Below are 26,488 nucleotides of genomic sequence, written 5' to 3'. Positions count from 1 at the left end.
GCGATGTCGTCGATTGCACGAGCCGGGATCGATAGCGCCACTCGCGCCGTCAAGAGCGTGAAGAGCGACAAGCGCCAGAAGAGCGAGTGGCTGCCGCCCGCGTTGCTGTGGCTCGTCACGGCGATGCTGATCGTCGCGCATCAGGGCACGGTGCTCACGCTCGCGTTCCCGGTGCTGTCGATCGCCGTCGGTTTCTGGCTGTACTTCAAGGCGCCCGCGAAGTACGTCGGCTACATGTGGTGGCTGTGGTTCCTGAGCCCCGAAGTGCGGCGTCTCGCCGACTGGTCCAAAGGCGCGTTCACGCCGACCAGTCTGATCCAGGTCGCGCCCCTCGCCGTGACGATGATCAGCGGGCTGTCGCTGATCCGCTTTTACCCCGTGCTCGCGCAACGGCGCGGCCTGCCCGTCCTGCTGGTGCTGGCGGGGCTCGGGTACGCGTTCATGATCGGCGTCGTCTCCAGCGGCCCGCTGGCGGCCCTGTACGACCTCGCGAACTGGGTCTATCCGATCCTGATCGGTTTTCACATCATGGCGCACTCGCGCCGGTACCCGGAGTTCCGCGAGACCATCATCAATACCTTCATCTGGGGCATGTTGCTGATGGGCGGCTATGGCCTCGTGCAGTTCTTCATCATGCCGCAGTGGGACGCGCTGTGGATGCTCGGATCGCAGATGAATTCGCAGGGCGACCCGGTGCCGTTCGGCGTGCGCGTATTCAGCACGATGAATTCGTCGGGCCCGTTCGCGCTCGCGATGATGGGCGCGATGGTCTACGTGATGGCCGCGAACCATCGCGTGCGCTGGGTGGCGGGCGCGCTCGGCTTCCTGTCGTTCTGTCTGTCGCTGGTGCGCTCGACATGGGGCGGCTGGGTCATCGCGATGCTGATCCAGCTCGCCAAGTCGAACAACAAGGTGCGTATCCGCATCGTCGCGAGCGCGGTGCTGCTGGTTGGCCTGTGCGTGCCGCTGCTGGCGATCGGCCCGGTCGCCGAGCGGATGCAGGCGCGTCTCGACACGATCGTCAATCTTCACGACGACCAGAGCTACGCCGCGCGTAACGAGTTCTACGCGACCTTCGCGAAAACCGCGTTCACCGATGTGACGGGCGAAGGGCTGGGCGCGACGGGCACCTCGACCAAGCTCTCGAACGACGGCGGCCAGCTCGGCCAGTACGGCAACTTCGACAGCGGCGTGATGAACATTCCGTTCGTGCTCGGCTGGCCGGGCACGCTGCTGTACATGTCGGGCGTGATCTGGCTGCTGGTGCGCGCGCTACGCGCATCGTTCAAATTGCGCGACGACAAGTTCGCGTCCGCTTCGCTGTCGCTCGCGCTGGCGATCTTCGCGATGCTGGTGTTCACCAATTCGCTCGTCGGCACGGGCGGTCTGCTGCTCTTCATGGGCGTGTTTTCGATTATTTCCGCGGCGCACTGGCAGAAGCTGAACAGGCGCCGCCATTCATTCTTTCCTGGAGGCCACTGATTGAGAGTCGCCATCGTCACGCACGTAGTGCGTCATAACGACGGGCAGGGCCGCGTCAATCACGAGATCGCGCGCGCCGCGCTCGACGAGAACATCGAGGTCACGCTGGTCGCCTCGCATGTCGCGCCCGAACTGCTCGAACATCCGCTGGTGCGCTGGGCGCCCGTGAAAATCGGCCGCTTCTGGCCCACCAATCTGCTGCGCCAGCAGGTGTTCGCATTGAAGAGCGCGTGGTGGCTGCGCAAGCACCGCGCCGAATACGACGTGCTGCACGTCAACGGCTTCATCACGTGGATGCCCGCCGACGTGAACACCGCACACTTCGTCCATAGCGGCTGGTTCAACAGCAAGTACTACCCGTTCGGTTTGAGCAAGGGTCTGTGGTCCGCATATCAGTTCGTCTATACGCGCGTGAATGCCGTGCTCGAAGGCTGGGCGTATCGACGTTCGCGTGTGATCACGGCCGTGTCGCAGAAGGTCGCGACCGAGATCGCCGCGATCGGCCTCACGCCGCGCAACCGGCTCGACGTGATCTACAACGGCGTCGATACGCAGGGCTTTGCCGCCGCGCAGGGCGACCGCACGCGTTTCAAGTTGCCTGAGGACAAGTTCCTGCTGCTGTTCGTCGGCGATCTGCGTACGCCGCGCAAGAATCTCGGCACGGTGCTCAAGGCCTTGAAGCATCTGCCCGAGCACGTGCATATGGCGGTGGCCGGTTATCTGCCGGGCAGTCCGTATCCGGAAGAGGCGAAAGCGCTCGGCATTGCGGACCGCGTGCACTTTCTCGGCCTCGTCAAAGAGATGCCCGTGCTGATGCATTCCGTCGATGCGTACGTGTTTCCGTCGCGCTACGAAGCGATGAGCCTGTCGCTGCTCGAAGCGATGGCGGCGGGTCTGCCTGTCGTGACCGCGCACACGGCGGGCGGGGCGGAGATCATCACGCCCGAATGCGGCATCGTGCTCGACGATCCCGACGATCCGCAGGCGCTCGCGCAAGCCGTGGGACGTCTCGCATCGAACGACGCGCAACGGCTCGCGATGGGCCGCGCGGCCAACGAACTCGCGACGGGCTTCGGCTGGGCGCGCATGGCGCAGCAGTACATCGCGCTGTACCGGCAGATTGCGGGGCAGCGTGAAGACCGCCGCCGCGCGAAAAACATCAATGACAACGACGCCGAACCGCTGGCGGCGAACGTGCTCGCAGGCCCGCAACGCGCGGATCGCGCGTGATGCACGTGACGTACGGCGACTGAAGCGCACATCGACAACGACAAGGAAAGCACACACCATGACCACTCGTTCCATCAAATCGCTGCAGATCGGCATGCACTGGTTTCCCGAGCGCGCGGGCGGTCTCGACCGCATGTATTACTCGCTGATCGGCGCGCTGCCCGGCGCGGGCGTCGAAGTGCGGGGCGTCGTCGCGGGCTCGGAGCGCGTCGCGCAGGACACCAACGGCGCGATCCAGGGCTTCGGTTCCGCGGCGCAATCGCTGCCGCTGCGCCTGATGGCCGCGCGCCGCGCGCTGCGCCGCGAGATTCGCGAGCAGCGTCCCGACGTGATCTCGTCGCACTTCGCGCTGTACACGTTTCCGGGCCTCGACGCGATGCGTGGCATCCCGCAGGTGTCGCATTTTCAGGGGCCGTGGGCCGACGAGAGTCATGTCGAAGGCGCGGACTCGCTCGGTCAGCGCGCCAAGCGTTATCTGGAGCAGACCGTGTACGCGCGTTCGTCGCGGCTGATCGTGCTGTCCGATGCGTTCGGCCGCATTCTGACGTCGCGCTACGGCATTCCCGCCGACCGCGTGCGCGTCGTGCCGGGCTGCGTGAACGTCGATCAGTTCAATCTGCCGTTGACGCAAAACGAAGCGCGGCTGCGTCTGCAACTGCCGCTGGGCCGGCCGATCGTGCTGGCCGTGCGGCGTCTCGTGCGGCGCATGGGTCTCGAAGATCTGATCGATGCAGTGAAGGTTGTCAAACGCCGCAATCCGGACGTGCTGCTGCTGATCGCAGGGAAGGGGCGCTTGCAGCAAGAGTTGCAGCAGCGCATCGACGATGCCGGTCTCGGCGACAACGTGAAGCTGCTCGGCTTCGTGCCGGACGAGCATCTGGCGTCGCTCTATCGCGCGGCCACGATCAGCGTCGTGCCGACCGTGGCGCTCGAAGGGTTCGGTTTGATCACCGTCGAATCGCTGGCGTCGGGAACACCCGTGCTGGTGACGCCCGTGGGCGGTCTGCCGGAAGCGGTGGCGGGGCTGTCGCAGGATCTCGTGCTGCCTTCGACGGGCGCGGACGCGATCGCCGATGGCCTGGGCAAGGCGCTGGATGGAACGATCAGGCTGCCGGATTCGGATGCTTGCCGTGCGTATGCGCGGGCCAATTTCGATAATCCGGTGATCGCGAAGCGGGTCGCGGCCGTGTACAACGAGGCGATTCAGGCGGCGGCGTAGGGCGGATAACACCGTTGGGGGAAGGGACGGCCGTGAGCCGTCCCTTTCTTTTTGCGGCGACGGGCGACCAGGCATGCGTCGCTGATCAGCGTCTCTATAATTCCGATATTTAAGGAATTATCTAGATTTCACACATCCCGTGAGACTTAATTCCTTAAATATAAGAACTATTGACAGCTCACACTTCTTTTCCCCATAATTCCGATATTCTCGTAATTATCCGGCTCACGACGACCGTGAGCGGTTTTATTCCTGAAATCCCGGAACTATGGCCCGCACCTTGCCTCGACCCACCTCCGTCAATCCACTGGCTGGCGACATGGCAGCCTTGGGCCGGCTCGTGCGCAACCGGCGTGCGCAAAGCGAGCTTCGCATCGACGACGCCGCCGACATGCTCGGCATCTCCAAAGACGTGCTATCGCGGCTGGAAAACGGCCGATCGGTCAGTCTCGACAAGGTGTTCAAGGTGTTGAACGGTCTCGGCCTCAACATGCTGGTTTTCACAAATCAGGAAACCAGCGCGGTGCTCGATTACATCGAACCGTTCAACGCGCAGGCGGGCGCCACGGTCACAGCGCCCGGCAGTCCGTCGGAGGCGTCCTGATGCCTCATGCCCTTCATGTGACGGCTCACGAAGGAGCAGTCGGCCGTCTGGACTTCGACGCGCGACAGAGCCTCTACCGCTTCGCGTATGACGCAAACTGGCCCGGACGCCGGCATGCGTTTCCGCTGTCTCCGCACATCCCTCTGTCAGGCGATGAACCGCCAGGCGGTACCGTGCATCGGTTTATCGCCAATCTGTTGCCGGAGGGGCGGGCGCTCGATGTCGCGTCGGTTGTCTATCAGGTGTCGAAAGACAACACGTATGGGCTTATCCGGATGCTCGGCAAGGAGCCCGTCGGCGCCTTGAGCTTTCTCGCCACGGACGATGACGGCAAGCCCATTCACCCGGAAGAACGGCCGCCCGCGCGCCGCGAAATTTCACCCGATGAACTGAGCCAGCGCATCCGCGAGCGCGACGTGATTCCGTTCCCTGTATGGGATGGCAAGGTTCGCCTGTCGGTGGCGGGTTATCAGGACAAGCTGCAAGTACTGCTGGAAGGCGAGCGCATCGCGCTTGCGGATGGGCCGCTCAGTTCGACGCACATTCTGAAACCGGAATCGCGCAGCCCCGTCACGCCGTGCATGGTCGCCAACGAGCACTACTGCATGACGCTGGCGTCCCGCATGGGCCTGCTCACCGCGCCAGTTTCGATCCGGCGCATTCCCGAGCCGATCCTGCTGATCGGGCGGTTCGACCGGACGGTCGAGCTGGACCCCTCGGATGGCGAGTCCGTTCAGGCCGTGCGGCGGCGGCATGTGATCGACGGTTGCCAGGCGCTGGATCTACCCGTCACGTTCAAATACGAGCGGAATTTCGGCAACACACCGGACGTGCGCAACATACGCGAGGGCGTGAGCTTCGAGAGGCTGTTTGCGCTTCAGCGGCATCTCGACAATCCCGCTGCCGCGCGCACCTTCATGATCCGGTGGGCGCTGTTTCAGCTGCTGATCGGCAACAGTGATGCGCATGGAAAAAACCTGTCGTTTTTCATGCACGGCGGCGGTCTCGAACCCGCGCCGCTTTACGACCTGGTGTCCGTCAATGCCTATGGCGAGCGCGTCGAACAGGACATGGCGATGGGCTATGGCGACGCCTTCCGGCTGGAGGACATCACGCCGTTCGCGCTGGCGGATTTCGCGCGGCGAACGGGCACGGTGCCACGCTTTCTCGGCCGCGAAATGACGCGTATGGCGCAGGCCGCGAAGGCGCTTGCGCCCGAACTGGCACGTTCGGACGTCTATGTCGGCGACGAGCGCGCGCTGGTGCACACGATATCGGACTTCATCGCCGTGCAGGCCGAACGCCTGCTGCAATTCGCGCCGATGGTCCCGCAGGTCGACCGCAAGCTGCTTTAGACAAGCAAAAGGGCGCTTTACGCGCCCTTTCTCTGTCAGCGGTTCAAACCGCTATCAGCACGACAACCCGTTCTGGTTCCGCGCGATATCCGCCTCGACCATCATCTTGCACAGATGCTCGAGCGTCGTTTCCGGCTTCCAGCCGAGCTTGTCGCGCGCCTTGTCCGCGCAGCCGATCAGCAGGTCGACTTCGGCAGGGCGGTAGAACTTCGGGTTCACGCGAATCAGCGTCTTGCCCGTCCTCACGTCGATACCCTTTTCGTTCTCGTTGCGGCCCGACCATTCGAGCTGGTAACCCGCCGCTGCGAACGCCATCTTCACGAAATCGCGCACCGTTTCCGTGCGGTTCGTCGCGAGCACATAGGTGTCGGGTTCATCCGCCTGCAGCATGCGCCACATGCCTTCGACGTATTCGAGCGCGAAGCCCCAGTCGCGCTTCGCATCGAGATTGCCGAGTTCGAGCACCTCGGCCTTGCCGAGCTTGATCTTCGCGACGGTGTCGGTGATCTTGCGCGTGACGAACTCGCGGCCACGCAGCGGCGATTCGTGGTTGAACAGAATGCCGCTCGTCGCGAACATGCCGTACGACTCGCGATAGTTGATCGTCGACCAGTGCGCGAACAGCTTCGCGACACCATACGGGCTGCGCGGATAGAACGGCGTTTCCTCGCGTTGCGGCACGGCCTGCACCTTGCCGAACATCTCCGACGTCGACGCCTGGTAGAAGCGCATCTTCGGGTTCACCGTGCGGATGCCTTCGAGCAGGTTCAGCACGCCCACGCCCGTGACCTGCGCCGTCGTCGAAGGCTGGTCGAACGACACGCCGACGAAGCTCTGCGCCGCAAGGTTGTAGAGTTCGTCGGCCTGCACGGTGTCGAGCAGACGCAGCGTCGAGCCGGCGTCGGTGAGATCGTGCTCGACGAGTTGCAGATTCGGATTGTCCATCACGCCGAGTTCTTCCATCCGCCAGAAATTGACGGAACTGGTGCGGCGATACGTGCCCGTGACCTGATAGCCCTTGCCGAGCAACAGTTTCGTCAGATAGGCGCCGTCCTGGCCGGATACGCCCGTGATGATAGCTTTGCGTTGTGTGGTCATGAGTTGCCTCTCGTCGGGTTGTCGGAAGTAGAGTGAAGCGGGGATGCGGCGCGTGGCGGCTGGCGCGGCGAGTCGGCTGCGACGCCGAACAGACGCCGCACGAGCGGATCGATCACCTGAAAATCCTGCTGCGCCTTCACGCGATACAGCTCGGGCTTCGGATGCGCGCCGTCGGACATATGGGTCTTCCAGTCGGCCATTGCGGAGATTTCCGCGTAATGGTCGACGAGCGGGACCTGCTGTTCGGCCGCGATGCGCCGCGTCATCGCGGCCATTTCAGCGAGCCGTGCATTCAGACGCCCATCGGGCATCGGGTTCGAGGTCTGCAGCACGGGCAGCTTGCCGAGCGCCTGCGCGGTCTTCACGAGATCGGTTTCGGCCTGATAGAACTGCTCGGGCGTCTGGTTGTGCATCACTTCGTTGATGCCGTAATTGATGGTGACGATCTGCGCATTCGACGATGCCAGGCGGTCTTTCCACGGGCCGTTGCGGCCCGTGCCGTCGCGCAATTGCGTCGCCATCGCGCCGCCGACGCCGTCATTCACGACCGACACGCGCGCGCCGTATTCCGCGCGCAATGCATCCTGCAGATACGTCACCGCGTTATCGGCGCGCGGCCCGCAGCGGCCGTCGCTGCACGAAATGCCGAGCGTGGTCGAGTCGCCGTAGGCTTCGATCAGCACTTGCGGCTGCGCGCGTTGGTCAGCATGTGCAAGCGCGGCGGCGCAAAAGAGCGCGCACAGCGCGGCACGCAGCATCGGCGCGCGCGTCATGCGCTCGTCCTCGATGCTTCGCGTGTCGCATGCAACGCGGCGTCGGGCTGTTGGCCACGCGTCGCGCTGCCATGAATCAGGCGGCGCTCGAAGCCGAACCACGATGCGCTTGCATAAACCAGCGTGATCGCGAGCGCGAGCACGGCCGTCACGTAGCGGTTGTAATGCAGCGGCCAGAGCGCGTAGAGAACGGTCAGGTGGATCAGATAGATCGTGTAGCTGATCGTGCCGATATAGACGAGCACGGGATTGCACAGCACACGCTTGACGATCCCCTTGCTCTGCAGCGCGATCACGACGACCGACGTGCACAGCAACAGCGATACGCTATACAGGCCCGCATTCGACAGCGGCGTATTGGCCGCGCGAAAACGCGGATAGTGCAGATGCAGCCAAGCGAGCACGGCCAGCGCGACGCATACGCCGAGTACGGCAAGCACCTTGAACGGCGCGAGCGCGTTCGCATCGCGCCGCACGGCGACGGCGAGCAGCGCGCCCGCCGCGAGCAGATCCATGCGGAACGGCGTCAGGTAATAGATGGGCCAGAACGAATCGAACCACGGCGTCGCGACGGCGCGCAGCACGGGAACGAGCACGATCAGCGCGCCCGCGACATAGCCGAGCGCGCGCTCGGGCACGAGCAGGATCACGAACGGCCAGACAATATAGAACTGCTCTTCGACGGCGAGCGACCACAGCACGTTCAGGCTGTCATGGCCGCTCTGGTTCAGCGCATCGCCGATATTGGTCGCGAAGAACGCATACCACTCCCAGTGCTGCGCCCAGCCGAAGCCGAACAGCACTGACGACACCACCATCAGCAGCAGATACGGCGGCAGGATGCGGCGCGCGCGGCGTGCATAGAAGTAGCTGAAATACGACTGCTGGCGCGCCTTGCGATCCAGCAGGATGCCCGTGATCAGAAAACCGCTCAGCACGAAGAACAGATCGACGCCCATCCACAGCGGCGCCTTCAGCGCGTGCTGCGCGAACACCGCGAGCACGGCGATCGCACGCAAACCGTCGAGCTGGACGATGCGTCGGTGATGAGAAGGCGTAGCGGGCAGGGTGCTGGCTGTCATGAGCGTCCGTGTATGCGCCTGATGCGGCAGTCAATGGGCCATGCACGGTGTCGCGAGGCGATCACCATGAAGACGGTAAAAACGGGTTTGATTCTAGGTAAATAAAAACCCTAAAAAACAGGAATGAAATAAACGAATTGATTTGAATAACGAGAAGCGGATTTTCATATCTGCATACGCCCGGTTACACCTCGATACACACTCGCGACGCGAACCGGTAAGAACTTCGGATCGGATCGCCGTATCGGTAAATGGAGGGGATTTCAAGCAAAAAAATGCCCGAAAAAAATTCGACGCAAATTTTTTCTGCTTTCTTTTCGTGCGTTTCAACCGACGAATAATTTTGAATTATTTGCGAATTTCGTCCTTCATTCTTTGCACTTACCGTTAAGCGCTGATTGGATCAATGCGCATTAACGCCACTGCGCGTATTGCGCTGCCTTTCGAATTTCCGCCTTACATCCAGCGAACATGCATCGCTATCGCCTGCCTTCGTTTCGCCTCGACTGGAGAACTCGCGTTGTCCCGACTCACGCTTGCCCGCGCGTTGTGCGCGTTTGCCCTTCTCGCGACACTGCATGCGTTCGCCGAACCCGCGCTGAACGTGCAGACGTCATGGATCGGCAATACCTTCGGCTTCGGCGACGGCGCGTGGACGCAGATCAACATCACGGCGCTCGCGGTGTCGCCCGACGGCAAGGTCTATACGAACGCGCCGTGGGACGAGAGCGGCGCGGAAGCGAGCGTCTATCAGAACGGCAAGATGCTCGGCTTCGCGGGCGGCACGCATGGCTGGGGCAACAGCGGCGGCAACGCGATCGCGATCAACAAACGCTATGCGTATGTGGCTGTCGGCGTCGGCAACGAGAAGGGACATCTCACCGGTCAGGGCGTGTGGCCGGACAAGGGCCGTCAGTGGTACGGCATTTCGCGGCGCGAGATTGGCGATACGAAGCGCGTCGCCGCGTTCCAGGCCGCCGTGAGCAGCATCGATCCGCATGCGAAGGCGGCCGCCGCATTCGCGATGGTCAACGACGTGCCCACGGGCACGCGCGGCGACATCAACGGGCTCGCTGCAAGCGATACGACGCTCTACGCGTCGAACACGTCGCAGAACCGCATTGAGGTGTACGACGCCGAATCGATGCAGCGCAAGGCGCAATGGAGCGTGCCTGCGCCGGGCCGCATCGCGCGCGCGGGCGACGGCACGCTATGGGTGCTCACGGACACGCTCGGCGACAAGCCGAAAGTCGCGCACCTGGACGCAAACGGCCAGCGTCTGAAAGACGAATTGCCGCTGCCGGCCGACACGGTCGCCGTCGATATCGCCGTCGATCCTCAAGGCCGGGTGCTGGTCGCCGACAACGGCCCGCGCCAGCAGGTGCTGTTCTTCAGCAAACGCGATGGCGGCTATGCGCTGAGTTCGACGCTCGGCGAGCGCGGCGGCATCTTCTCGGGCGTCGCGGGCAAGCCGGGACCGCAGCGCTTCAACGGACTCACGGGCGTAGGCGTCGATGCGCGCGGCAACGTCTACGTATCGACCAACGGCGTCGGCCCGCGCTTCGAGCCGACGGGCGCGGGCCTCGGCGCGACGCTCGAAAGCTATGCGCCCGACGGCAAGCGCGTGTGGCAGGTCGAAGGGCTGTTGTTCGTCGATGGCGCGTGGATGGACCCGTCGCGGCCCGACAGCGTCTATACGGGCAACAAGCGCTTCACGCTCGATCTGTCGAAGCCGGCGGGCCAGCAATGGACCTATGCGGGCTTCCTGACGAACCGCTTCAGATATCCCGACGATCCCGTCTTCAACACCGACCAGTGGCCGGGCCTGCCCATCGCCCGCAAGCTGAAGGGCCGCACGTTCCTGTTCCTCACGGACATGTACGCGGACCATCTGAAGATCTATCGCTTCGACGGCGGCCGCGACGGCGAGACGGCGACGCCTTCGGGCTTTATCGCGGGCCGCGAGCGCGCCGTGCTGAAGGTGCCGAACGCGCCGAAGGGCGGCGACTGGATCTGGCGCGACAGCAACGGCGACGGCCGCTTCGATGCCGACGAATTCACGCCGAACACGACGGGCACGCACCTCGCGGGCGGCTGGGGCTGGTGGGTCGACACGAACGGCGACATCTGGCGCGCGCGCGATTCGAAGGGCATCAACCGCTTCAGGTTCGGCGGTCTCGATGCGAAGGGCAACCCCGTCTACTCGTACGCGGACATGACTTCATACCCGGTGCCGCAACCGTTCAGCGAAATCAAACGCGCGATCTACGACCCGCAAACCGATTCGATGTACGTGACGGGCTACACAGCCGAAGCGCCGTTCGACCGCGGCTTCTGGAAAGAAGTGGGCCGCGTGCTGGTGCGTTACGACAAGTGGTCGAGCGGCAACCCCGTTGCGCGCTACACGCTGCCGCTGCCGTGGGACACGAAAGCGAAACCCGTCTCGACGCTGATCGGCCTCACCGTCGAAGGCAAATACATGTTCGCCGTCGAGCCCGTCGGCACCGTGCACGTCTACGACAAGGAGACGGGCACGCCCGTCGGCACGATGCAGCCTGGGCCGGAAGTAGGCCATGCATCGGGCTGGGTCGACGTGCCTAACGGCATCAGCGCGTATCGCCGCGACGACGGCGAGTACCTCGTGTTCGTCGAAGAAGACGCACGCGGCAAGGTCCTGATGTACCGATGGAAACCAACATCAAAGACATAAACACGACGCTTCTCCACCCACACGCTACCCAAACCTATGACTGACCAGAAAGGCATCCGATGGACAAAGGCATCCTCAGAAACGTAGTGATCAACCTGATCGGACTGGTGTTGCCGACGTTTGTATCGCTCGTCACGGTGCCGTCGTACATCAAGCTGCTGGGCGTCGAACGCTACGGCGTGATCAGCCTCGTCTGGACGCTGATCGGCTACTTCAGCATTCTCGACCTCGGCATGAGCATGGCCGCGCAGAACCACATCTCGAAGGCGCGCGCATCGAACGATGAAAAGGCCTGCGAGCAGGTGTTCTGGAGCGCGACGTGGCTGAACCTGGCGACGGGCATCGTCGGCGGGCTCGTCATCTACTTCGGCGCGGCGCTCTATACCGCGTATTTCTCGAAGGTGTCGCCCGAACTGCAGCACGAGGTCTATATGGCGCTGCCGTGGCTCGCGGTAGCGATTCCGCTCGCCAACGTGTCGTGGGTGTTCGCGGGCGCGATCAACGGCGCGGAACGCTTCGGCATCTACAACACGAACCAGACGCTCGGCACATTCCTGTTCCAGCTGCTGCCACTCGCCGCCGCATGGATGATGGGACCGACGTTGCAGAACGTGCTCGCGGCGGCTGTGGTCGCGCGTTTGCTCGCCGCGATCCTGCTCGGACGCTCGGCGCTCAATGTGCTCGGCATCCGCCATATCCGCGCGCCGCAGTTCAAGGTGGCGAAGGGGCTCTTCAACTTCGGCGGCTGGATGCTGATTGCGAGCATCTCGGGGATGGTCGCGGAGTCGCTCGACCGCGTGATGCTCGGCACGAGTCTCGGCGCGCGTTTCGTCACGTACTACACCGTGCCGCAGAACCTCGTCACGCGCCTGAACATCGTGCCGACGGCGCTGCAGCGCACGCTGTTTCCGCGGCTCTCGGCGGTGGGTCGGGACGACGCCGACGTCATCATGCGGCAGTCGCTCGAATTCCTGAACGGCGTGTTCACGCCCATTGCGCTCGTCGCGATCATCGTGCTCGAACCGTTCCTGCATGCCTGGGTTGGGAGCGAAGTCGCGGACGCGGGCGGCCCGGTGGGACGCATCCTGATCATCTCGGTATGGCTCGTCGGCCAGGCGAACCTCGCGCGCATTCTCATTCAGTCGCAGGTGCATCCTGCGACAGCCGCGCGCCTCGGCCTCTTTGAGCTGCCTTTCTTCGCGGGCGCGCTGTGGTTCGGCATTGCGCATTTCGGGCTGACGGGCGCGGCCGTCGTCGTGGCCGCGCGCGGCCTGTTCGATTACGTCGCGCTGCTGAAACTGTCGGCCATTCACGCGCGTCCGATCGTGCTCGACATGCTCGCGCATCTTGCTTTTCTGGCGGGCACGTTGTGGCTCGCCACCTTGCTCTCCAGCCTGCCGATGGCCATTGCCGCGGGCGCGCTCATCGTGAGCGCGAACGTCGCGTGGTCGCTCACGATGACCCCTGCATTGCGCGATCTTGCGCGTTCGCTGCTTGTGCGTCTGAAGTTGCGACTCAATCCGAGGAATAGCGCATGAACCACGATATCGTTGAAGAAGACCTCCTGCGTCCCACGTCCGTGACGCGCGATGCGGGCCGCGATCTCATCACGACCACGCCCGTGGCAAAGCCGCCCGCGAAACGGCGCGGGGCGCGCAGCGTCGGGCCCGTGCGTGTCGCCATCATTCACGACTGGCTCGTCACCTATGCGGGCGCCGAGCGCGTGCTCGAGCAGATTGTCGCGTGCTTTCCGGAGGCGGATATCTTCAGCCTCGTCGATTTCCTCGACGACCGCACGTTCCTGCGCGGCAAGTCGGTGACGACCTCCTTCATCCAGAACCTGCCGAAGGCGCGCACGAAGTACCGCAGCTATCTGCCGCTGATGCCGCTCGCGATCGAACAACTCGACGTCTCCGCGTACGACGTCGTGATCTCCAGCAGTCATGCCGTCGCGAAGGGCGTGCTGACGGGCCCGGACCAGGTGCACATCAGCTATGTGCATTCGCCCATCCGTTACGCGTGGGATCTGCAGCATCAGTATCTGCAGCAGTCGAAGCTGACGAGCGGGCCAAAGTCCGCGGTGGCGCGGATGATCCTGCACTACATGCGCAACTGGGATATCCGCACGTCGAATTCCGTCGATGCGTTCGTTGCGAACTCCGAGTTCATCTCGCGGCGCATACACAAGGTTTATCAGCGCGATTCCGAAGTGATCTTTCCGCCCGTCGACGTCGATTCGTTCTCGCTATACGAGGAGAAGGACGACTTCTATCTGACAGCCTCGCGCATGGTGCCGTACAAGAAGATCGACCTGATCGTCGAGGCGTTTGCGCGGATGCCCGAGCGCAAGCTGGTCGTGATCGGCGACGGCCCCGACATGCAGAAGGTGCGCGCGAAGGCGACGTCGAACGTGCAGATCATGGGCTATCAGCCGTTCAACGTGTTGCGCGATCACATGCGGCGCGCGAAGGCGTTCGTGTTCGCAGCGGAAGAGGACTTCGGCATTTCCGTGGTGGAAGCGCAGGCATGCGGCACGCCCGTGATTGCGTACGGCAAGGGCGGGGCGCTCGAAACCGTGCGCGACCAGTACGAGTCGCATCCGACGGGGATTTTCTTCAACGAGCAGACGACCGATTCGATCATCGGCGCGATCGAGGATTTCGCTGACGATCCCACGCGCTTTAGGCCCGTCGATTGCCGCGCGAATGCCGAGCGTTTTTCGATCCGGCATTTCCGCGAGCGCTTCTTCGGCTTTGTGCGCGAAACGGTACCTGCGTTGCACGGGGCGACGTTGCCTTTGGATGAACCACCCGCGAAGGTTAGCGAACAGAAGCCGGCATCAAGCGCCTTGCGCGTGCTTGCGATTGATCAGAGCGGCGTGATGGGTGGCGCCGAACTGTCGCTGCTGGAAGTCGTGAAGGCGCTCAAGGCGCGCGTGCAGGTGGTGCTGTTCGACGACGGACCGTTTCGCATGGCATTGCATCGCGAAGGCGTGGCCGTCGATGTGCTCGATCCCGGCGCGACGCGCGACATCCGCAAGCAGGGCGGTACGCCGCCCATCGCCAGGGCGGTGAAGGGCGTTGCATCGCTGGTTCGCGCGACCGTCGCGCGGGCTCGGCAGAGCGATGTGATCTATGCGAACACGCAGCGGGCGATGGTGATTGGCGCGATTGCTGGGCGGTTCGCAGGGCGTCCTGTGGTCTGGCATCTGCGCGATATAGTTAGCCCCGAGCATTTCGGCAGCCGGCAGCTTGCGATCATCAAATGGTGTGCGAAATTGGGTCTTGCGCATGTGATTGCCAATTCGGCGGCTTCGGCGCGCGCGTTTGCCGAGCTGACCAGTTTTGGCGAAAAGCGCATCGATGTGGTGTTTAACGGGATTTCTGCTGCGCCGTTCAGTGCGTTGCGGGATACGCCGCAAAGCGTGCTGCGTGCGCGGCTGAAGCTGCCGCAGGATGCGTTTCTGGTCGGCTCGTTTAGTCGTCTCGCGCAGTGGAAGGGGCAGCATGTGTTGCTCGAGGCGATGGTGCTGAATCCGCAGATGCATGCGGTTTTGGTGGGCGCGCCGCTGTTTGGTGAAGATGCGTACGAGGCACGGTTACGTGAGTTTGTTGCGTCGAATGGGCTTGAAGGGCGCGTGCATTTTCTTGGGTTTCAGGATGATGTGGCTGCGTGCATGTGTGCGGTCGATGTCGTTGCGCATACTTCGATTACGCCGGAGCCTTTTGGTCGTGTGATTGTTGAGGGGATGTTGGCGCGGCGGCCGGTCGTGGCGGCACGTGCTGGCGGTGTGGTTGAGATCATCGACGATGGCGTGAATGGGGTGATGTGTACGCCAGGCGATGCGCATGTGCTGGCCGATACACTTGCTGAATTGCGGTCGGATCAGGCGCTGCGCGACCGGCTTGTTGCGCATGGGTATCAGACCGCTGTGCGGAAGTTTGGGACCCAGGCGTATGTCGAAGGCGTAGAGAAAATTCTTGCCAATGTGGCGAATGGGGTTTGAGTTTTTTTTGTCTGCGACGCTGGGGCGGTGTTTTTTTGCCCTTGCGCTGGCATCCGCTTTGCGGTGTTTGCTGTTCACGCGTCGCCCCTGTGTTAGCGCCTTCGCGGCGCGGGCGTTTTTTGCTTTTACGCGGGCATCCGCGATTTGTTAGCGTGCTTCAAGCGTCGCCCCTGTGCGGGGCGGCACCTACTTTTCTTTGCCGCCGCAAAGAAAAGTAGGCAAAAGAAAGCGGCTAACACCGCCAGTTCTAGTTTGTGCCTGAGGGCCCCCAACCGGTCCTACGCTTCACGCGGTAACGTATCTGTTCGTGTGTGTTGCCAACGCGCTGAATGAGCGCCTCACCCACTTCAAACACCCGCACAAGGGCTAGCGGCAGCGAATGGTTGCGGCCGCCCAGGTGGCAAACTGTGTGTAGGTTATTGGGGCGTATAGCTTGGCGCTCTTACATGGTGGGACGCGTGCGCTATCGGTCCGAAGTGAGACGTGTGTGGCGCTACGGCCTACACACAGTTTGCCACCTGGGCGGCAGTGGAATATCTGGCACGGCGTGCTGCAACGCGGATGCATGAAGCGGGTGATGCGTATAGAGAGAGCGTTGGCAACACACGTGAACAAGGACGTTGCCGTGTGAAGTGTGGGACCGGTTGGGGGCCCTCAGGCAAATACAAGAACTGGCGGTGTTAGCCGCTTTCTTTTGCCTACTTTTCTTTGCGGCGGCAAAGAAAAGTAGGTGCCGCCCCGCACAGGGGCGACGCTTGAAGCACGCTAACAAATCGCGGATGCCCGCGTAAAGGCAAAAAACGCCCGCGCCGCGAAGGCGCTAACACAGGGGCGACGCGTGAACAGCAAACACCGTAACGCGGATGCCAGCGCAAGGGCAAAAAACCAAACCGCTTACGCAGCAACCACCGCATCACAAATCAACGCGAACCGCGAGTAGATTTCAAACTACTGGACCACTTCATCGCCGGCAACTCAACACAACGATAAAAGACCCACGCAACAGCGAGTGCCACAAGCATAAAACCAAACGTCGGCAAGATCGACATCTGCAACGCCGAGCGATACAAAACCGAAGACAGCAGCACAAAAATGGGCAAATGAATCGAATAGAGCGAGAAGCTAAAGTCGCCAAAGCGAGAAAGCACCCGAATCACAGGCGTATCGTTCTGCCGCCGGCTCTTGAGCGCTTCATTCAGATAGCACGCAAACCCAACAGCCCAAAACTGAAACGCCAGATACTGCCCAAAGCGAAAAGCAACACACCCAAGCACCGTCAGCAAGACAGCCAACCCATACATCAGCCACGGCATGTGCTTACGCGAAGAATCATCACCGCGCTTCAGCTGCAATTCAGCGATCCAGGCCCCGAGCATCCAGGAGAACCAGAACGACGTAAAGAACTGCAAGTCATGCCGCTCGAACACAAAAACCGAAACCACATTAACGAGCGCCACAATCCCAAGCACAGGCAAGATCCCAAACCGGCGCCGCAGCGCAAAGACCAGCGGATAAACCGCATAAAACTGCACTTCGAGCGACAGCGTCCACAGCGCGCCATTCGAGCCATACGTCTTGCCGGCCAAGCCTTGCAGCGAGAACAAATTGACAAAAAGCGCCTGAGGCCCGATATCGAGAATCTTGTGATTAACGGGCGGAAAGTGCAGGCTAGCCGAGTCAAGCGCAAGCGTAAGCAGCAGCGCGGCAAACAGCACAGGGTAAATGCGTGCAAACCGCCGCGCCCAAAAATTCATCGCATCGAGCCGATACGCAGAATTGTTCGCGAGACGCCGCGCAGTGCCACGATGAATGCAATACCCGCTAATAACAAAAAAAATCGGCACACCCGCCGAGCCCCACGCAATCGGCAGCGTCAGGTAAGCAACGATCGTGTTCAGATCGAATGATTTGCCCGCGACATGGTGAAAGCTCTGCATCCCCACCCATTCGACCTGGCGGCAATGAAAATAAGCCACCAGCAACGCGGCAAAGCCGCGCATCGCATCGATGACATGTTCCTTCCCGGCGACCTTCGCCTCGCTGCGCGCCGCCGGCGCAAAGGACAGGGACGAGCCGGTGGCGTCCAGTGCTGTGTCGCTCATGCGCGGTCCTTGATCGTTGATGAATGAATTGACGCGGCGCCCTCAAGACGCAGCACGCCCGCTTGCGTATCCTAGGTGAAAGGACAGGCAAAAAATCGACAAGAAATGATTCGAATTATTCAGGCTGTCATATTGACAATGGATTGCCGAAACCGACCGAAATTCAAATAGACGCCTGAATTATTTGACGTTTTTTTCGTGTTACGTTCATGCGGGGAAAACTTCTGACAAGGGTGGGGTCATGAACCTGCATTTGATCGCCGGCGTCGCCGTGTTGCTACTACTCGTTGCCGTGTCCGCGTACCGTGAAGCATTGCGCAACGAGCCGATCAGTCGTATCCGGATGAACCCGGAAAAGATGCCGCAGTTCGAAGAAAACGAATGAGCGCATGAGGGCGGCGCTCGCGCTCGGCGTGATTGGCAAGATTTACGCGCCGCATGCATGGCGATTCAGATTGTTCACGTCATTCTTTCCGCACGAGTTTCAAATATCGGAACGAAGCATTGGAAAGGAACAATTTGAATTAATTTCAACAGGGCGCTATCAGTTCTTTCAAAATAATTTTCCGCTAGTCTTTTCCCGAACGACAATGCGCCGCCTCTCACGGCGATTGCATACATTCAATCAACCGAGTGGAAATGCATACCATGCTGAAAGTCACCAAAGCCGTCTTTCCTGTAGCGGGCCTCGGCACACGTTTTCTGCCCGCCACGAAGGCGAGCCCGAAGGAGATGCTGCCCATCGTCGATAAACCGCTGATCCAGTACGCGGTCGAAGAAGCGATCGCGGCAGGCATCACCGAAATGATCTTCGTCACAGGCCGCAGCAAGCGCGCGATCGAAGATCACTTCGACAAGTCTTATGAAATCGAGGCGGAACTCGAAGCGCGCGGCAAGGAGCAACTGCTCGATCTCGTGCGAAGCATCAAGCCGGCGAACGTCGATTGCTTCTACGTGCGTCAGGCCGAAGCGCTCGGCCTCGGCCATGCCGTGCTGTGCGCCGAAAAGCTGGTCGGCGAGAGCCCGTTCGCCGTGATCCTCGCCGACGACCTGCTGCACAGCGAACAGCCTGTGATGAAGCAACTGGTCGACGTGTTCAACCACTACCACAGCTCCGTGGTCGGTGTCGAAACCATCGCGCGCGAGGCAAGCCGCTCGTATGGCGTGGTCGACGGCAAGGAGTGGGAAGAGGACGTCATCAAGCTGTCGGGCATCGTCGAGAAGCCGGCACCCGACAAGGCGCCGTCGAATCTCGGCGTGGTCGGCCGCTATGTGCTGATGCCGACCATCTTCAAGCACATTCGCGCGTTGAAGCCGGGCGCGGGCGGCGAACTGCAACTGACGGACGCGCTGCAATCGCTGCTGACGGAAGAGCAGGTGCTCGCATATCGCTACTTCGGCACGCGCTTCGATTGCGGCAGCAAGATTGGCTATCTGAAGGCGACCGTCGAATTCGCACTGCGTCACCCGGAAGTGCGCGGCGAGTTCGAAGACTATCTGCAAAGCTATCTGCCGCTGCATCTGACCGCGGCGGCCGCCTGAAAGCAACGCCTGCGGCAGCGACGGCGCGTCTATCGGCCGTCGCGCTGCAGGTCAGTCGGTGCAAGCGCGCGCGTCATCCGGACGACGCGGGCCCGCTGGCCGACGATGCGCGTGCGAGTATTGCGAGCACATCGTCGTCGGTGGTTTCGCTGAAGTCCGAATAAAACTGGCTGACGCTGAAGAAGAGTTCCGGCGCGGTAACGCAGACATATTCGTCGACGTCCTCGCCAATGCGCCCGGCCGCGTCGTACGGCGCGACGGGCAACGCGGCAACGATCTTCGCCGGCGCGCGCGCGCGCAATGCACGCGCGGCTACCTTCATTGAAGCGCCCGTCGCGAGCCCATCGTCGACGATGATCGCGACGCGGCCTGCCACGTCGACGCTCGCGCGCCGCGGGTCGCGAAACAGCGCCTCGCGCCGCGCGAGTTGCGCTTTCTCATCCGCGAGCACGCGGTCGAATTCGGGCTGCGATACGCCCGTTTCGCGCATCAGTTCTTCGTCCACATACAGCGCGTCGCCCGATGCGATCGCGCCCATTGCCAGCTCGCATTGCCACGGCACGCCGAGCTTGCGAACCACCAGCACGTCGAGCGGCGCGCCCAGCGTACGCGCGACTTCATACGCAACAGGCACACCGCCGCGCGGCAACCCGAGCACGACGACATCGTCGCGTTGCGCGTAGTGCTTCAGTTGATCGGCGAGCGCACGGCCCGCGTCGGCGCGATCCGCAAATCGACGGTGCATGATTCGCTCCCACGTCCGCTACCTCTACGTCATTTACTATAGGACGTTGAGCATCGAGAGTGCCGATTCCTGCAGCGCGCGCAACACGCGGTTGAGCGCCGCTTCCGACGTTTCCTTACCCATCGGCATGTTCGTGCTGAGCGCCGCGACGACTTCGCCATGACGGTTCTTCATCGGCACGGCGACGCCGCGCACGCCGATATCCAACTGTTGCTCGATCACCGCGAAGCCGTCGGCCTGCGCGCGGCGGACCTTTTCGAGCAGGCCCGTCTTGTTCGTGACCGTGTGCGGCGTGAAGGGCGTGAGCTCGGCGTCGTTGAGCCACGTCTGCATCGCTTCCTGATCGCGGTGATACGCGAGCAGCACGACGCCGGGGGAGGTGAGCGGGGCGGGCACGCGCGCGCCGAGCACGAAACCCGTCGTCATCACGCGCGATGTGCCGTTGCGCGCGATGAACACCAGCTCCCAATCGTCGAGCACGCTCACGTAGACGGACTCGCCGATCGTCGCGCTCAGTTGTTGCAGGTACGGCTGCACGGTTTTCGGCAGCCGCGCCGAATCGAAATACGACCAGCCGACGCGCAGCACGCGCGGCGTCAACCCGTATAGCTTGCCGTCGCCCTGCACATAGCCGAGATGTTCGAGCGTCAACAGGTAGCGGCGCGCAGCCGTGCGCGTCATGCCCGTCAGTTGCGCAGCCTGGCTCGGCGTGAGGCGGGCGTGTTCGCTGTCGAACGACTCGAGGATCGCAAGGCCTTTTTCGAGGCCCGCGATCCAGTCGCGTTTGTCCAATGGCGGTCGGTTCATGGCAATCGTTCCCTGATTTTGCGCGGCTAACGTATCGGTATGCGCGATTATCGCTCACTTATCGCCCACTACGCGCCGTTTGTTGATATCGCCTGGCGCAAGGGGGAACGTCGCCTCGATCACTTCCGGATCAGGCGGAAAACCTCGCCGACACTGTATGCGCCATACGACACCCAGCCTGGTGCTAACCCGCGAAGCGCGCGTTAATCGCACAGAAACGTGCGATTAACGCACATTCCGGGCACCAGGAGCATTGCCCACCCCATGGCGCTTGCCTATTCTTGAGCCACCTTAGCCCTTCAGGCCGCGCCGCACCGGATGGGCACATCGGAGGCGTCGCGTAGCGGCATCACAGGTTTCATCGAGAAAGGTTCTGCCATGAGTCACGCCACGAATCAGCCTTGCATCATCTCCGTCGCCATCACGGGTTCCGTGCCGCGCAAGAAGGACAACCCGGCGGTGCCGATCTCGATACCCGAGCAGGTCGAGAGCACACATGAAGCTTATGAAGCCGGCGCGACCCTCGTGCATCTGCACGTGCGCGACGAAGAAGAGCGCTCGAGTTCCGACCGCAGCAGCTTCGCGACGCTGCAGGAAGGCATCCGCAAGCATTGCCCGGACATCATCATCCAGTTTTCGACGGGCGGGCGCGGACGTTCGTTCGAGCAACGCGGCGCGATGCTCGATTTGCGGCCCGATATGGCGTCGCTGGCGACGGGCTCGGTGAACTTCCCGACCACCGTTTACGAGAATCCGCCCGATTTCGTGCGAATGCTCGCGCAGACGATGCTCGATCACGACGTGAAGCCCGAAATCGAAATCTTCGATCTGGCCATGCTGTACAGCACCGTCGATCTCGTCCAACAAGGCCTGTTGAAAGAGCCCGTGCATGTGCAGTTCGTGATGGGCGTGAAGAACGCATTGCCCGCGCGACGCGAGATTCTCGAATTCGAAGTGGCGCAACTGCAGAAGCTGCTGCCGAGCGCGACGTGGACGGCAGCGGGCATCGGCCGGCATCAGCTCGAAGTGAACTACTGGACGCTCGAAATGGGCGGCCATTGCCGCACGGGCCTCGAAGACAACGTCCGCTGGGACAAGGACACGCTCGCAAAAAGCAATGCGCAACTCGTCGAGCGCGTCGCGAAGCTATGCGGCGAATACGGCCGTCCTGTCGCGACGGCGAAGCAGGCTCGCGAGCTGCTGGCGCTCAAGCCCGCTGCGTAATCACCATTCCCGCACGATTCCCGACCCAAGCCATATCATGCTTCGCTCCATTGCCACCGTGTCGGTTAGCGGCACGCTCGTCGAGAAACTCGCTGCGATTCGCGCGGCGGGTTTCGACGGCGTCGAGATTTTCGAAAACGATCTGCTGTACTTCGACGGCTCGCCCGCCGACATTCGCAAGCGCTGCGCCGATCTCGGCCTGCAGATCACGTTGTTCCAGCCGTTCCGCGATTTCGAGGGCGTGTCAAAGGAGCGGCTCGTACAGAACCTGAACCGCGCGCAGCGCAAGTTCGAACTGATGCACGAACTCGGCACGGATCTCGTGCTCGTGTGCAGCAACGTCAACCCAAACGTGATCGCGGACGATGCGCTGATCGTCGATCAGCTCGGCCAGCTTGCGTTGCTCGCTGAACGCGAAGGCGTGCGCGTGGGCTTCGAAGCACTGGCGTGGGGCAAGTACGTGAGCTCGTATCGACACGCATGGCGGCTCGTCGATGCTGTCAATCATCCGAGTCTCGGCCTGATACTCGACAGTTTCCATACGCTGTCGATCGACGACCCGATCGATCCCATCGCCGATATTCCGGGCGATCGCATCGCCTTCGTGCAGATCGCCGATGCGCCGCTGCAGAAGATGGATGTGCTCGAATGGAGCCGACACTATCGATGCTTCCCGGGGCAAGGCGATCTCAATGTTGCCGGCTTCGCTGACCGCGTGCTCGCGACGGGTTATCAAGGCCCGTTCTCGCTCGAAATTTTCAACGACGGTTTTCGCGCCGCGCCGACAGCCGCGACGGCCGCCGATGGCTACCGCTCGCTGCTGTATCTCGAAGAGCAGGCCGGGCTGAAGGGCGCCCGCTCGAAGGACGGTCAGCCGCTGTTCACACCGCCCGCGCCGCCCGCGCATTCGGGCTTCCAGTTCATCGAGTTCGCCGTCGATTCGACCAGCGCGCCGCGTCTTGCGCAGCGCTTCGCCGAAGCAGGGTTCCATGCGGCGGGCAAGCATCGCTCGAAGGACGTAACGCTGTATCAGCAGGGCGGGGCGTCGATCGTGCTGAACGCGGAGACCGATTCGTTCGCCAGCGAGTTCTTCCATCGGCACGGGCTGTCGCTATGCGCGTCGGCGTTTCAGGTCGACGATGCAGCGCGCGTGTTCGAGCGCGCGACGTCGTTCGGCTATGCACCGTTTTCGGGCCGCGTCGGTCCGAACGAACGCGTCGTGCCGGGCGTGCGCGCGCCCGATGGCAGCCTGCATTACTTCGTCGATGCACGGCCCGACGAGCCGACGCTCTACGAAGCCGACTTCGTGCTGAGCGCGCATGACAGCGAACGCACGCAAGCGGTGCAGGGCGAGTTGAAGCGCATTGATCACGTGTGCCTCGACCTGCCCGCCGACACACTCGATACGTGGATTCTTTACTTCAGGGCCGTGTTCGGTTTCGACGCGGAGCCCGCCTGGTTGCTTCCCGATCCTTACGGACTCGTGCGCAGCCGCGCGGTGCGCAGCGCCGACGGATCGGTGCGAATCGTTCTGAATGCATCGGTGGACGGACGGACTTCGACCGCGCAATCGCTGCACACGTATCGTGGATCGGGCCTCAATCACGTCGCATTCGACACCGACAATATTTTCGCGGCCGTCGAACAGTTGCGCGCACGCGACGTTCAGCTATTGCGAATCCCGTCGAACTATTACGATGACCTTGAAGCGCGTTACGATTTCGCCGACGGCGTGGTGAGGCAGATGAAAGAAGCCCACGTCCTTTACGACAGGGACGCGCAGGGCGGCGAGTTCTTCCATGTGTACACCGAGCAGATGGATGGCCGCTTCTTTCTGGAGGTCGTGCAGCGCAAGGGCGGTTACGACGGATACGGCGCGGTCAATGCGCCTGTGAGACTCGCTGCGCAGGCCCAGCGCAAGCACAGCTAGGCGCAACGGTGTGCAGTGAAAGGATCGCGCGGCTCGATAGTGGTGGTTACCCGTAGCGATCCGCACGGCATCCGGATTTTCCCGCATTACTTCAGCTTTTCGCACTACCCGCAGCACCGGCGGCGACGGCACGCGTTTGTCCCGCCGCCGACAAAACGATGCGACGCATCGTCATAACACTCAATGACAAAGGATCAGGAGATGAAACGACGTTACCCCGAAGTCAAAGCCGCCCTGGCTGGCGCAGCGATGCTGGCCACACTGCCCGCGTTCGCGCAAAGCAGCGTGACGCTGTACGGCATCGTCGATAACGGCATCGGTTATCAGTCGAGCTCGACGACGCTCGGTTCGACCACGGGCGGGCACTCGGCCTTCAAGATGGTCACGGGCGTATGGGCGGGCAGCCGCTTCGGCCTGAAGGGCGCAGAAGACCTCGGTGGCGGTACGAAGGCGATCTTCACACTGGAAGAGGGCTTCAGCGCGAACAACGGCGCGATGTCGACGAGCAACCTGATGTTCAGCCGCCAGGCGTTCGTCGGCGTGTCGAACAGCACCTATGGCTCGCTGACGGCTGGCCGCCAGTACGCGTCGTACTACCAGCTGCTGTCGCCGTATAGCCCGACGACGTGGCTTACCGGTTTCTACGGCGCGCACGCAGGCGACGTCGACGGTCTCGATACGATCTATCGCGCGAACAATACGCTGCTGTACATGTCGCCGCAGATTTACGGCTTCAAGTTCAGCGGCTCGTATTCGTTCGGCGGCGTGCCGGGCAGCGCGTATCAGGGCTCGACGTGGAGCACGGCGGTCCAGTATTCGCAAGGCCCGATCGGCATCGCGGTGGGCTTCTCGAAGATCAACAACTCGAACGTGAATGGCGGCACGTTCGGCACCGATACGACGACGTCGAACGCGGGCGCGCAGGCGGGCGTTTCGGCCGTGACCAACGGCTACCAGTCGGCACGCGCGCAGCAGCGCTTCGCCGTCGGCGGGGGTTATACGTTCAACAGCCAGTTCGACATCACGGCGACGTATTCGAACGTGCAGTACATTCCGGGCATCGGTTCGGGCTTCCACGACCTGTCGATCTGGAACTCGGGCGGCGTCGTGCTGCACTGGAAGCCGACGGCCGCATGGGATCTCGCAACGGGCTACGCTTACACGCGCGCGACGAAGGCCAACGGCATCACGAGCAGCGCGTCGTATTCGCAGGTCAACCTGTCCGAGTACTACTCGCTGTCCAAGCGTACGGGTCTGTATGCGTTGCAGGCGTATCAGCGCGCGAACGGCCAGACGCTCGGCACGGGCGGCCGCAGCATCATCAACGCCACGGCAACGATCGGCGACGGCTTCAATTCGACGCCGTCGTCATCGCGCAGCATGGTCGGTGTGGGCGTCGGCATGGTGCATCGGTTCTGACGCTGTACGACGTAGCTAAAGCAGGACAGGGCGCCGCGCTTGCGGCGCTTTTTTCGTTTTGTGCGTGGCGATGTGCGCTGCGCGCGCATTCGATGCGGGACTGTCGCTTGCTGCTCGCGTCGGCTGGCGGAGTCCGTTGCTTGCCGCGCCGGGATGGGGCGATGACAGGAAACGGCCATCGACCGGGCGCAAGATTGGCGGACGGCAACGAGAAGTCGCCCGATATGAAGGTGCTCAGCGGCTGCTACAATCCTGCGTCATTGCAATGAAGGTGAACACATGGGCTTTGAACAACTGGCGAAGCTGAGGGACGAACTCGCCAAGCAGGCAAAGGCGCAGCGCAAGGATAAGCAGGCTGCGGACAAGCCGGCTCCTCACGCGGGCGGCAAGGATCAGAAGGCGAAGGACGCCAGTCCGCGAGATGCTAATCCGCGCGACGCGAAACCCCGGGACCCGAAACCCCGGGACGCTCGACGGGCGCCCCGGCCTGCGGACGCGAAGACGCACGGCAAGCCGGCGTCGGCTCGTCCGGCGGCAAAGCAGCAGAATCCCGTCGATCCCGTCGTGCATACGATCGGCAAGCTGCAGAAGCGTTTTCCGTTGGCGTTTCCGAAGAATCCTGCGCCGAAGGTGGCGCTGAAGATCGGCATTCTCGACGATCTGCTCAAGGAGGCCGGCGAACTGAAGCTGACCGAGCAGGAAGTCCGCGATGCCGTGAGCACCTGGTGCCGTGGCAGCCGCTATTGGGCGAGCTTGACGGAAGGCGCGTCGCGTGTGGATCTGAATGGCGCGGAAACGGGCAAGGTCACCGCGTCGGAATCCGCGTTCGCGCGACGTCGTTCGGGTGGACGGAACAAGCCTGCTGCAAAGGCTGGTGAAGATGCGGGTGTGGTTGCGGCTGCGAAGCCTGCAGATGACGCGGCTGCGGCGCAGACGGACCAGACGGACGGTGAAGGAAATGCGCCGGCTGCGGATCAGGCGCAAGGTTGATCGGTTGCGGGTCGATCATGCGGGTCGCTGAGGCTTGAGGCTGGAGGGAGCGGTGGTTGGTTTGCTGCTGCCTGTTAGTTATTTGACATAATCTTAATTATCGAACAAAATCGTGTAGCAGCAATGTGAGAATGTCGTGTTCTAGCAAGATACAAATGTCGTGTTTTGCC

General features: G+C 62.3%; 20 protein-coding genes. 14 read left to right on the top strand and 6 right to left on the bottom strand.

Annotated elements, in window-relative coordinates; translation table 11 throughout:
- Window positions 1-3: 3 nt before the first annotated feature.
- The 5 genes from C2L64_RS08510 to C2L64_RS08490 all read left to right on the top strand — a co-directional run bounded on the left by C2L64_RS08510 (window position 4) and on the right by C2L64_RS08490 (window position 5,890).
- Window positions 4-1,482: a glucose-6-phosphate isomerase gene (locus tag C2L64_RS08510; protein ID WP_007733145.1), complete on the top strand. Its 1,479-nt coding sequence runs from the start codon at window positions 4-6 to the stop codon at window positions 1,480-1,482.
- Complete coding sequence (locus C2L64_RS08505) at window positions 1,483-2,712, top strand: glycosyltransferase family 4 protein (RefSeq protein WP_007585979.1); 1,230 nt, start codon at window positions 1,483-1,485, stop codon at window positions 2,710-2,712.
- A 58-nt stretch (window positions 2,713-2,770) separates the two neighbouring features.
- The gene (locus tag C2L64_RS08500; RefSeq protein WP_007585981.1) at window positions 2,771-3,931 is read left to right on the top strand and encodes a glycosyltransferase family 4 protein; all 1,161 of its coding nucleotides are present in this window, start codon (window positions 2,771-2,773) and stop codon (window positions 3,929-3,931) included.
- Window positions 3,932-4,250: 319 nt separating this feature from the next.
- Complete coding sequence (locus tag C2L64_RS08495) at window positions 4,251-4,535, top strand: helix-turn-helix domain-containing protein (RefSeq protein WP_090835165.1); 285 nt, start codon at window positions 4,251-4,253, stop codon at window positions 4,533-4,535.
- Entirely contained in the window at window positions 4,535-5,890 is a 1,356-nt protein-coding gene (locus C2L64_RS08490) for a HipA domain-containing protein (protein ID WP_090835162.1), read from the top strand. Before C2L64_RS08495 ends, C2L64_RS08490 begins: the two co-directional genes overlap by 1 nt.
- 54 nt (window positions 5,891-5,944) lie before the next feature.
- On the opposite strand, the gene gmd is transcribed toward C2L64_RS08490, so the two are convergent.
- The 3 genes from gmd to C2L64_RS08475 are packed head-to-tail and all read right to left on the bottom strand — an operon-like array spanning window position 5,945 to window position 8,843.
- Window positions 5,945-6,988: a GDP-mannose 4,6-dehydratase gene (gmd, locus tag C2L64_RS08485; RefSeq protein ID WP_007585986.1), complete on the bottom strand. Its 1,044-nt coding sequence runs from the start codon at window positions 6,986-6,988 to the stop codon at window positions 5,945-5,947.
- Entirely contained in the window at window positions 6,985-7,761 is a 777-nt protein-coding gene (locus C2L64_RS08480) for an SGNH/GDSL hydrolase family protein (RefSeq protein ID WP_090835158.1), read from the bottom strand. The genes gmd and C2L64_RS08480 overlap by 4 nt, the downstream gene beginning before the upstream one ends.
- Window positions 7,758-8,843 carry an acyltransferase family protein gene (locus C2L64_RS08475; RefSeq protein ID WP_090835156.1) on the bottom strand — a complete coding sequence of 362 codons (1,086 nt, stop codon included), beginning with the start codon at window positions 8,841-8,843 and terminating at the stop codon, window positions 7,758-7,760. The genes C2L64_RS08480 and C2L64_RS08475 overlap by 4 nt, the downstream gene beginning before the upstream one ends.
- Window positions 8,844-9,363: 520 nt before the next feature.
- On the opposite strand from C2L64_RS08475, the gene C2L64_RS08470 reads away from it, so the two are divergent.
- From C2L64_RS08470 to C2L64_RS08460, 3 genes are read left to right on the top strand one after another with little or no spacing between them, the layout of a single operon-like run.
- Complete coding sequence (locus C2L64_RS08470; protein ID WP_090835329.1) at window positions 9,364-11,553, top strand: NHL repeat-containing protein; 2,190 nt, start codon at window positions 9,364-9,366, stop codon at window positions 11,551-11,553.
- Window positions 11,554-11,612: 59 nt separating this feature from the next.
- Window positions 11,613-13,091 carry a flippase gene (locus C2L64_RS08465; RefSeq protein ID WP_007585992.1) on the top strand — a complete coding sequence of 493 codons (1,479 nt, stop codon included), beginning with the start codon at window positions 11,613-11,615 and terminating at the stop codon, window positions 13,089-13,091.
- Window positions 13,088-15,559 carry a glycosyltransferase family 4 protein gene (locus tag C2L64_RS08460; protein WP_090835153.1) on the top strand — a complete coding sequence of 824 codons (2,472 nt, stop codon included), beginning with the start codon at window positions 13,088-13,090 and terminating at the stop codon, window positions 15,557-15,559. Before C2L64_RS08465 ends, C2L64_RS08460 begins: the two co-directional genes overlap by 4 nt.
- 920 nt (window positions 15,560-16,479) lie before the next feature.
- On the opposite strand, the gene C2L64_RS08455 is transcribed toward C2L64_RS08460, so the two are convergent.
- A complete protein-coding gene (locus C2L64_RS08455) occupies window positions 16,480-17,661 on the bottom strand; it encodes an acyltransferase family protein (RefSeq protein ID WP_090835151.1) in 1,182 nt (393 codons plus the stop codon).
- Window positions 17,662-17,902: 241 nt separating this feature from the next.
- Between C2L64_RS08455 and C2L64_RS54080 the strand changes: the two genes are divergently transcribed.
- Together C2L64_RS54080 and galU are read left to right on the top strand one after the other, a co-directional pair.
- Window positions 17,903-18,046, top strand: a complete 144-nt coding sequence (locus C2L64_RS54080; RefSeq protein WP_007749838.1) for a hypothetical protein — start codon at window positions 17,903-17,905, stop codon at window positions 18,044-18,046.
- 263 nt (window positions 18,047-18,309) lie between these two features.
- Window positions 18,310-19,203, top strand: coding sequence for a UTP--glucose-1-phosphate uridylyltransferase GalU (gene galU / locus C2L64_RS08450; RefSeq protein WP_007585997.1), 894 nt, complete (start codon window positions 18,310-18,312; stop codon window positions 19,201-19,203).
- A 73-nt stretch (window positions 19,204-19,276) separates the two neighbouring features.
- Here galU and C2L64_RS08445 read toward each other — a convergent pair whose 3' ends face one another.
- Together C2L64_RS08445 and C2L64_RS08440 are read right to left on the bottom strand one after the other, a co-directional pair.
- A complete protein-coding gene (locus C2L64_RS08445) occupies window positions 19,277-19,948 on the bottom strand; it encodes a phosphoribosyltransferase (protein ID WP_090835149.1) in 672 nt (223 codons plus the stop codon).
- A gap of 36 nt (window positions 19,949-19,984) precedes the next feature.
- Window positions 19,985-20,755, bottom strand: a complete 771-nt coding sequence (locus C2L64_RS08440; RefSeq protein ID WP_007585999.1) for an IclR family transcriptional regulator domain-containing protein — start codon at window positions 20,753-20,755, stop codon at window positions 19,985-19,987.
- Window positions 20,756-21,133: 378 nt separating this feature from the next.
- On the opposite strand from C2L64_RS08440, the gene C2L64_RS08435 reads away from it, so the two are divergent.
- The 4 genes from C2L64_RS08435 to C2L64_RS08420 all read left to right on the top strand — a co-directional run bounded on the left by C2L64_RS08435 (window position 21,134) and on the right by C2L64_RS08420 (window position 26,318).
- The gene (locus C2L64_RS08435) at window positions 21,134-21,979 is read left to right on the top strand and encodes a BKACE family enzyme (RefSeq protein ID WP_007749822.1); all 846 of its coding nucleotides are present in this window, start codon (window positions 21,134-21,136) and stop codon (window positions 21,977-21,979) included.
- 37 nt (window positions 21,980-22,016) lie between these two features.
- Window positions 22,017-23,909, top strand: coding sequence for a bifunctional sugar phosphate isomerase/epimerase/4-hydroxyphenylpyruvate dioxygenase family protein (locus C2L64_RS08430; protein WP_090835147.1), 1,893 nt, complete (start codon window positions 22,017-22,019; stop codon window positions 23,907-23,909).
- A gap of 201 nt (window positions 23,910-24,110) precedes the next feature.
- On the top strand, window positions 24,111-25,328 hold the full coding sequence (locus C2L64_RS08425) for a porin (protein ID WP_079482163.1): 1,218 nt from the start codon (window positions 24,111-24,113) through the stop codon (window positions 25,326-25,328).
- Window positions 25,329-25,607: 279 nt separating this feature from the next.
- Window positions 25,608-26,318 carry a ProQ/FinO family protein gene (locus tag C2L64_RS08420; protein ID WP_090838666.1) on the top strand — a complete coding sequence of 237 codons (711 nt, stop codon included), beginning with the start codon at window positions 25,608-25,610 and terminating at the stop codon, window positions 26,316-26,318.
- The last annotated feature ends 170 nt before the right edge of the window (window positions 26,319-26,488 follow it).

The sequence above is a fragment of the Paraburkholderia hospita genome (assembly GCF_002902965.1).
Taxonomy (GTDB): Bacteria; Pseudomonadota; Gammaproteobacteria; order Burkholderiales; family Burkholderiaceae; genus Paraburkholderia; species Paraburkholderia hospita.
This window is presented reverse-complemented; position numbering and strand designations above follow the sequence as displayed.

Bases quoted from the DNA above. Each gene is read 5' to 3' on its own strand.
- C2L64_RS08495 (WP_090835165.1), top strand. From the start codon at position 4,251: ATGGCAGCCTTGGGCCGGCTCGTGCGCAACCGGCGTGCGCAAAGCGAG.
- C2L64_RS08435 (WP_007749822.1), top strand. From the start codon at position 21,134: ATGAGTCACGCCACGAATCAGCCTTGCATCATCTCCGTCGCCATCACG.
- C2L64_RS08480 (WP_090835158.1), bottom strand. From the start codon at position 7,761: ATGACGCGCGCGCCGATGCTGCGTGCCGCGCTGTGCGCGCTCTTTTGC.
- C2L64_RS08460 (WP_090835153.1), top strand. From the start codon at position 13,088: ATGAACCACGATATCGTTGAAGAAGACCTCCTGCGTCCCACGTCCGTG.
- C2L64_RS08490 (WP_090835162.1), top strand. From the start codon at position 4,535: ATGCCTCATGCCCTTCATGTGACGGCTCACGAAGGAGCAGTCGGCCGT.
- C2L64_RS54080 (WP_007749838.1), top strand. From the start codon at position 17,903: ATGAACCTGCATTTGATCGCCGGCGTCGCCGTGTTGCTACTACTCGTT.
- C2L64_RS08425 (WP_079482163.1), top strand. From the start codon at position 24,111: ATGAAACGACGTTACCCCGAAGTCAAAGCCGCCCTGGCTGGCGCAGCG.
- C2L64_RS08445 (WP_090835149.1), bottom strand. From the start codon at position 19,948: ATGCACCGTCGATTTGCGGATCGCGCCGACGCGGGCCGTGCGCTCGCC.
- gmd (WP_007585986.1), bottom strand. From the start codon at position 6,988: ATGACCACACAACGCAAAGCTATCATCACGGGCGTATCCGGCCAGGAC.
- C2L64_RS08420 (WP_090838666.1), top strand. From the start codon at position 25,608: ATGGGCTTTGAACAACTGGCGAAGCTGAGGGACGAACTCGCCAAGCAG.
- C2L64_RS08430 (WP_090835147.1), top strand. From the start codon at position 22,017: ATGCTTCGCTCCATTGCCACCGTGTCGGTTAGCGGCACGCTCGTCGAG.
- C2L64_RS08455 (WP_090835151.1), bottom strand. From the start codon at position 17,661: ATGAGCGACACAGCACTGGACGCCACCGGCTCGTCCCTGTCCTTTGCG.
- C2L64_RS08440 (WP_007585999.1), bottom strand. From the start codon at position 20,755: ATGAACCGACCGCCATTGGACAAACGCGACTGGATCGCGGGCCTCGAA.
- galU (WP_007585997.1), top strand. From the start codon at position 18,310: ATGCTGAAAGTCACCAAAGCCGTCTTTCCTGTAGCGGGCCTCGGCACA.
- C2L64_RS08465 (WP_007585992.1), top strand. From the start codon at position 11,613: ATGGACAAAGGCATCCTCAGAAACGTAGTGATCAACCTGATCGGACTG.
- C2L64_RS08510 (WP_007733145.1), top strand. From the start codon at position 4: ATGTCGTCGATTGCACGAGCCGGGATCGATAGCGCCACTCGCGCCGTC.
- C2L64_RS08475 (WP_090835156.1), bottom strand. From the start codon at position 8,843: ATGACAGCCAGCACCCTGCCCGCTACGCCTTCTCATCACCGACGCATC.
- C2L64_RS08500 (WP_007585981.1), top strand. From the start codon at position 2,771: ATGACCACTCGTTCCATCAAATCGCTGCAGATCGGCATGCACTGGTTT.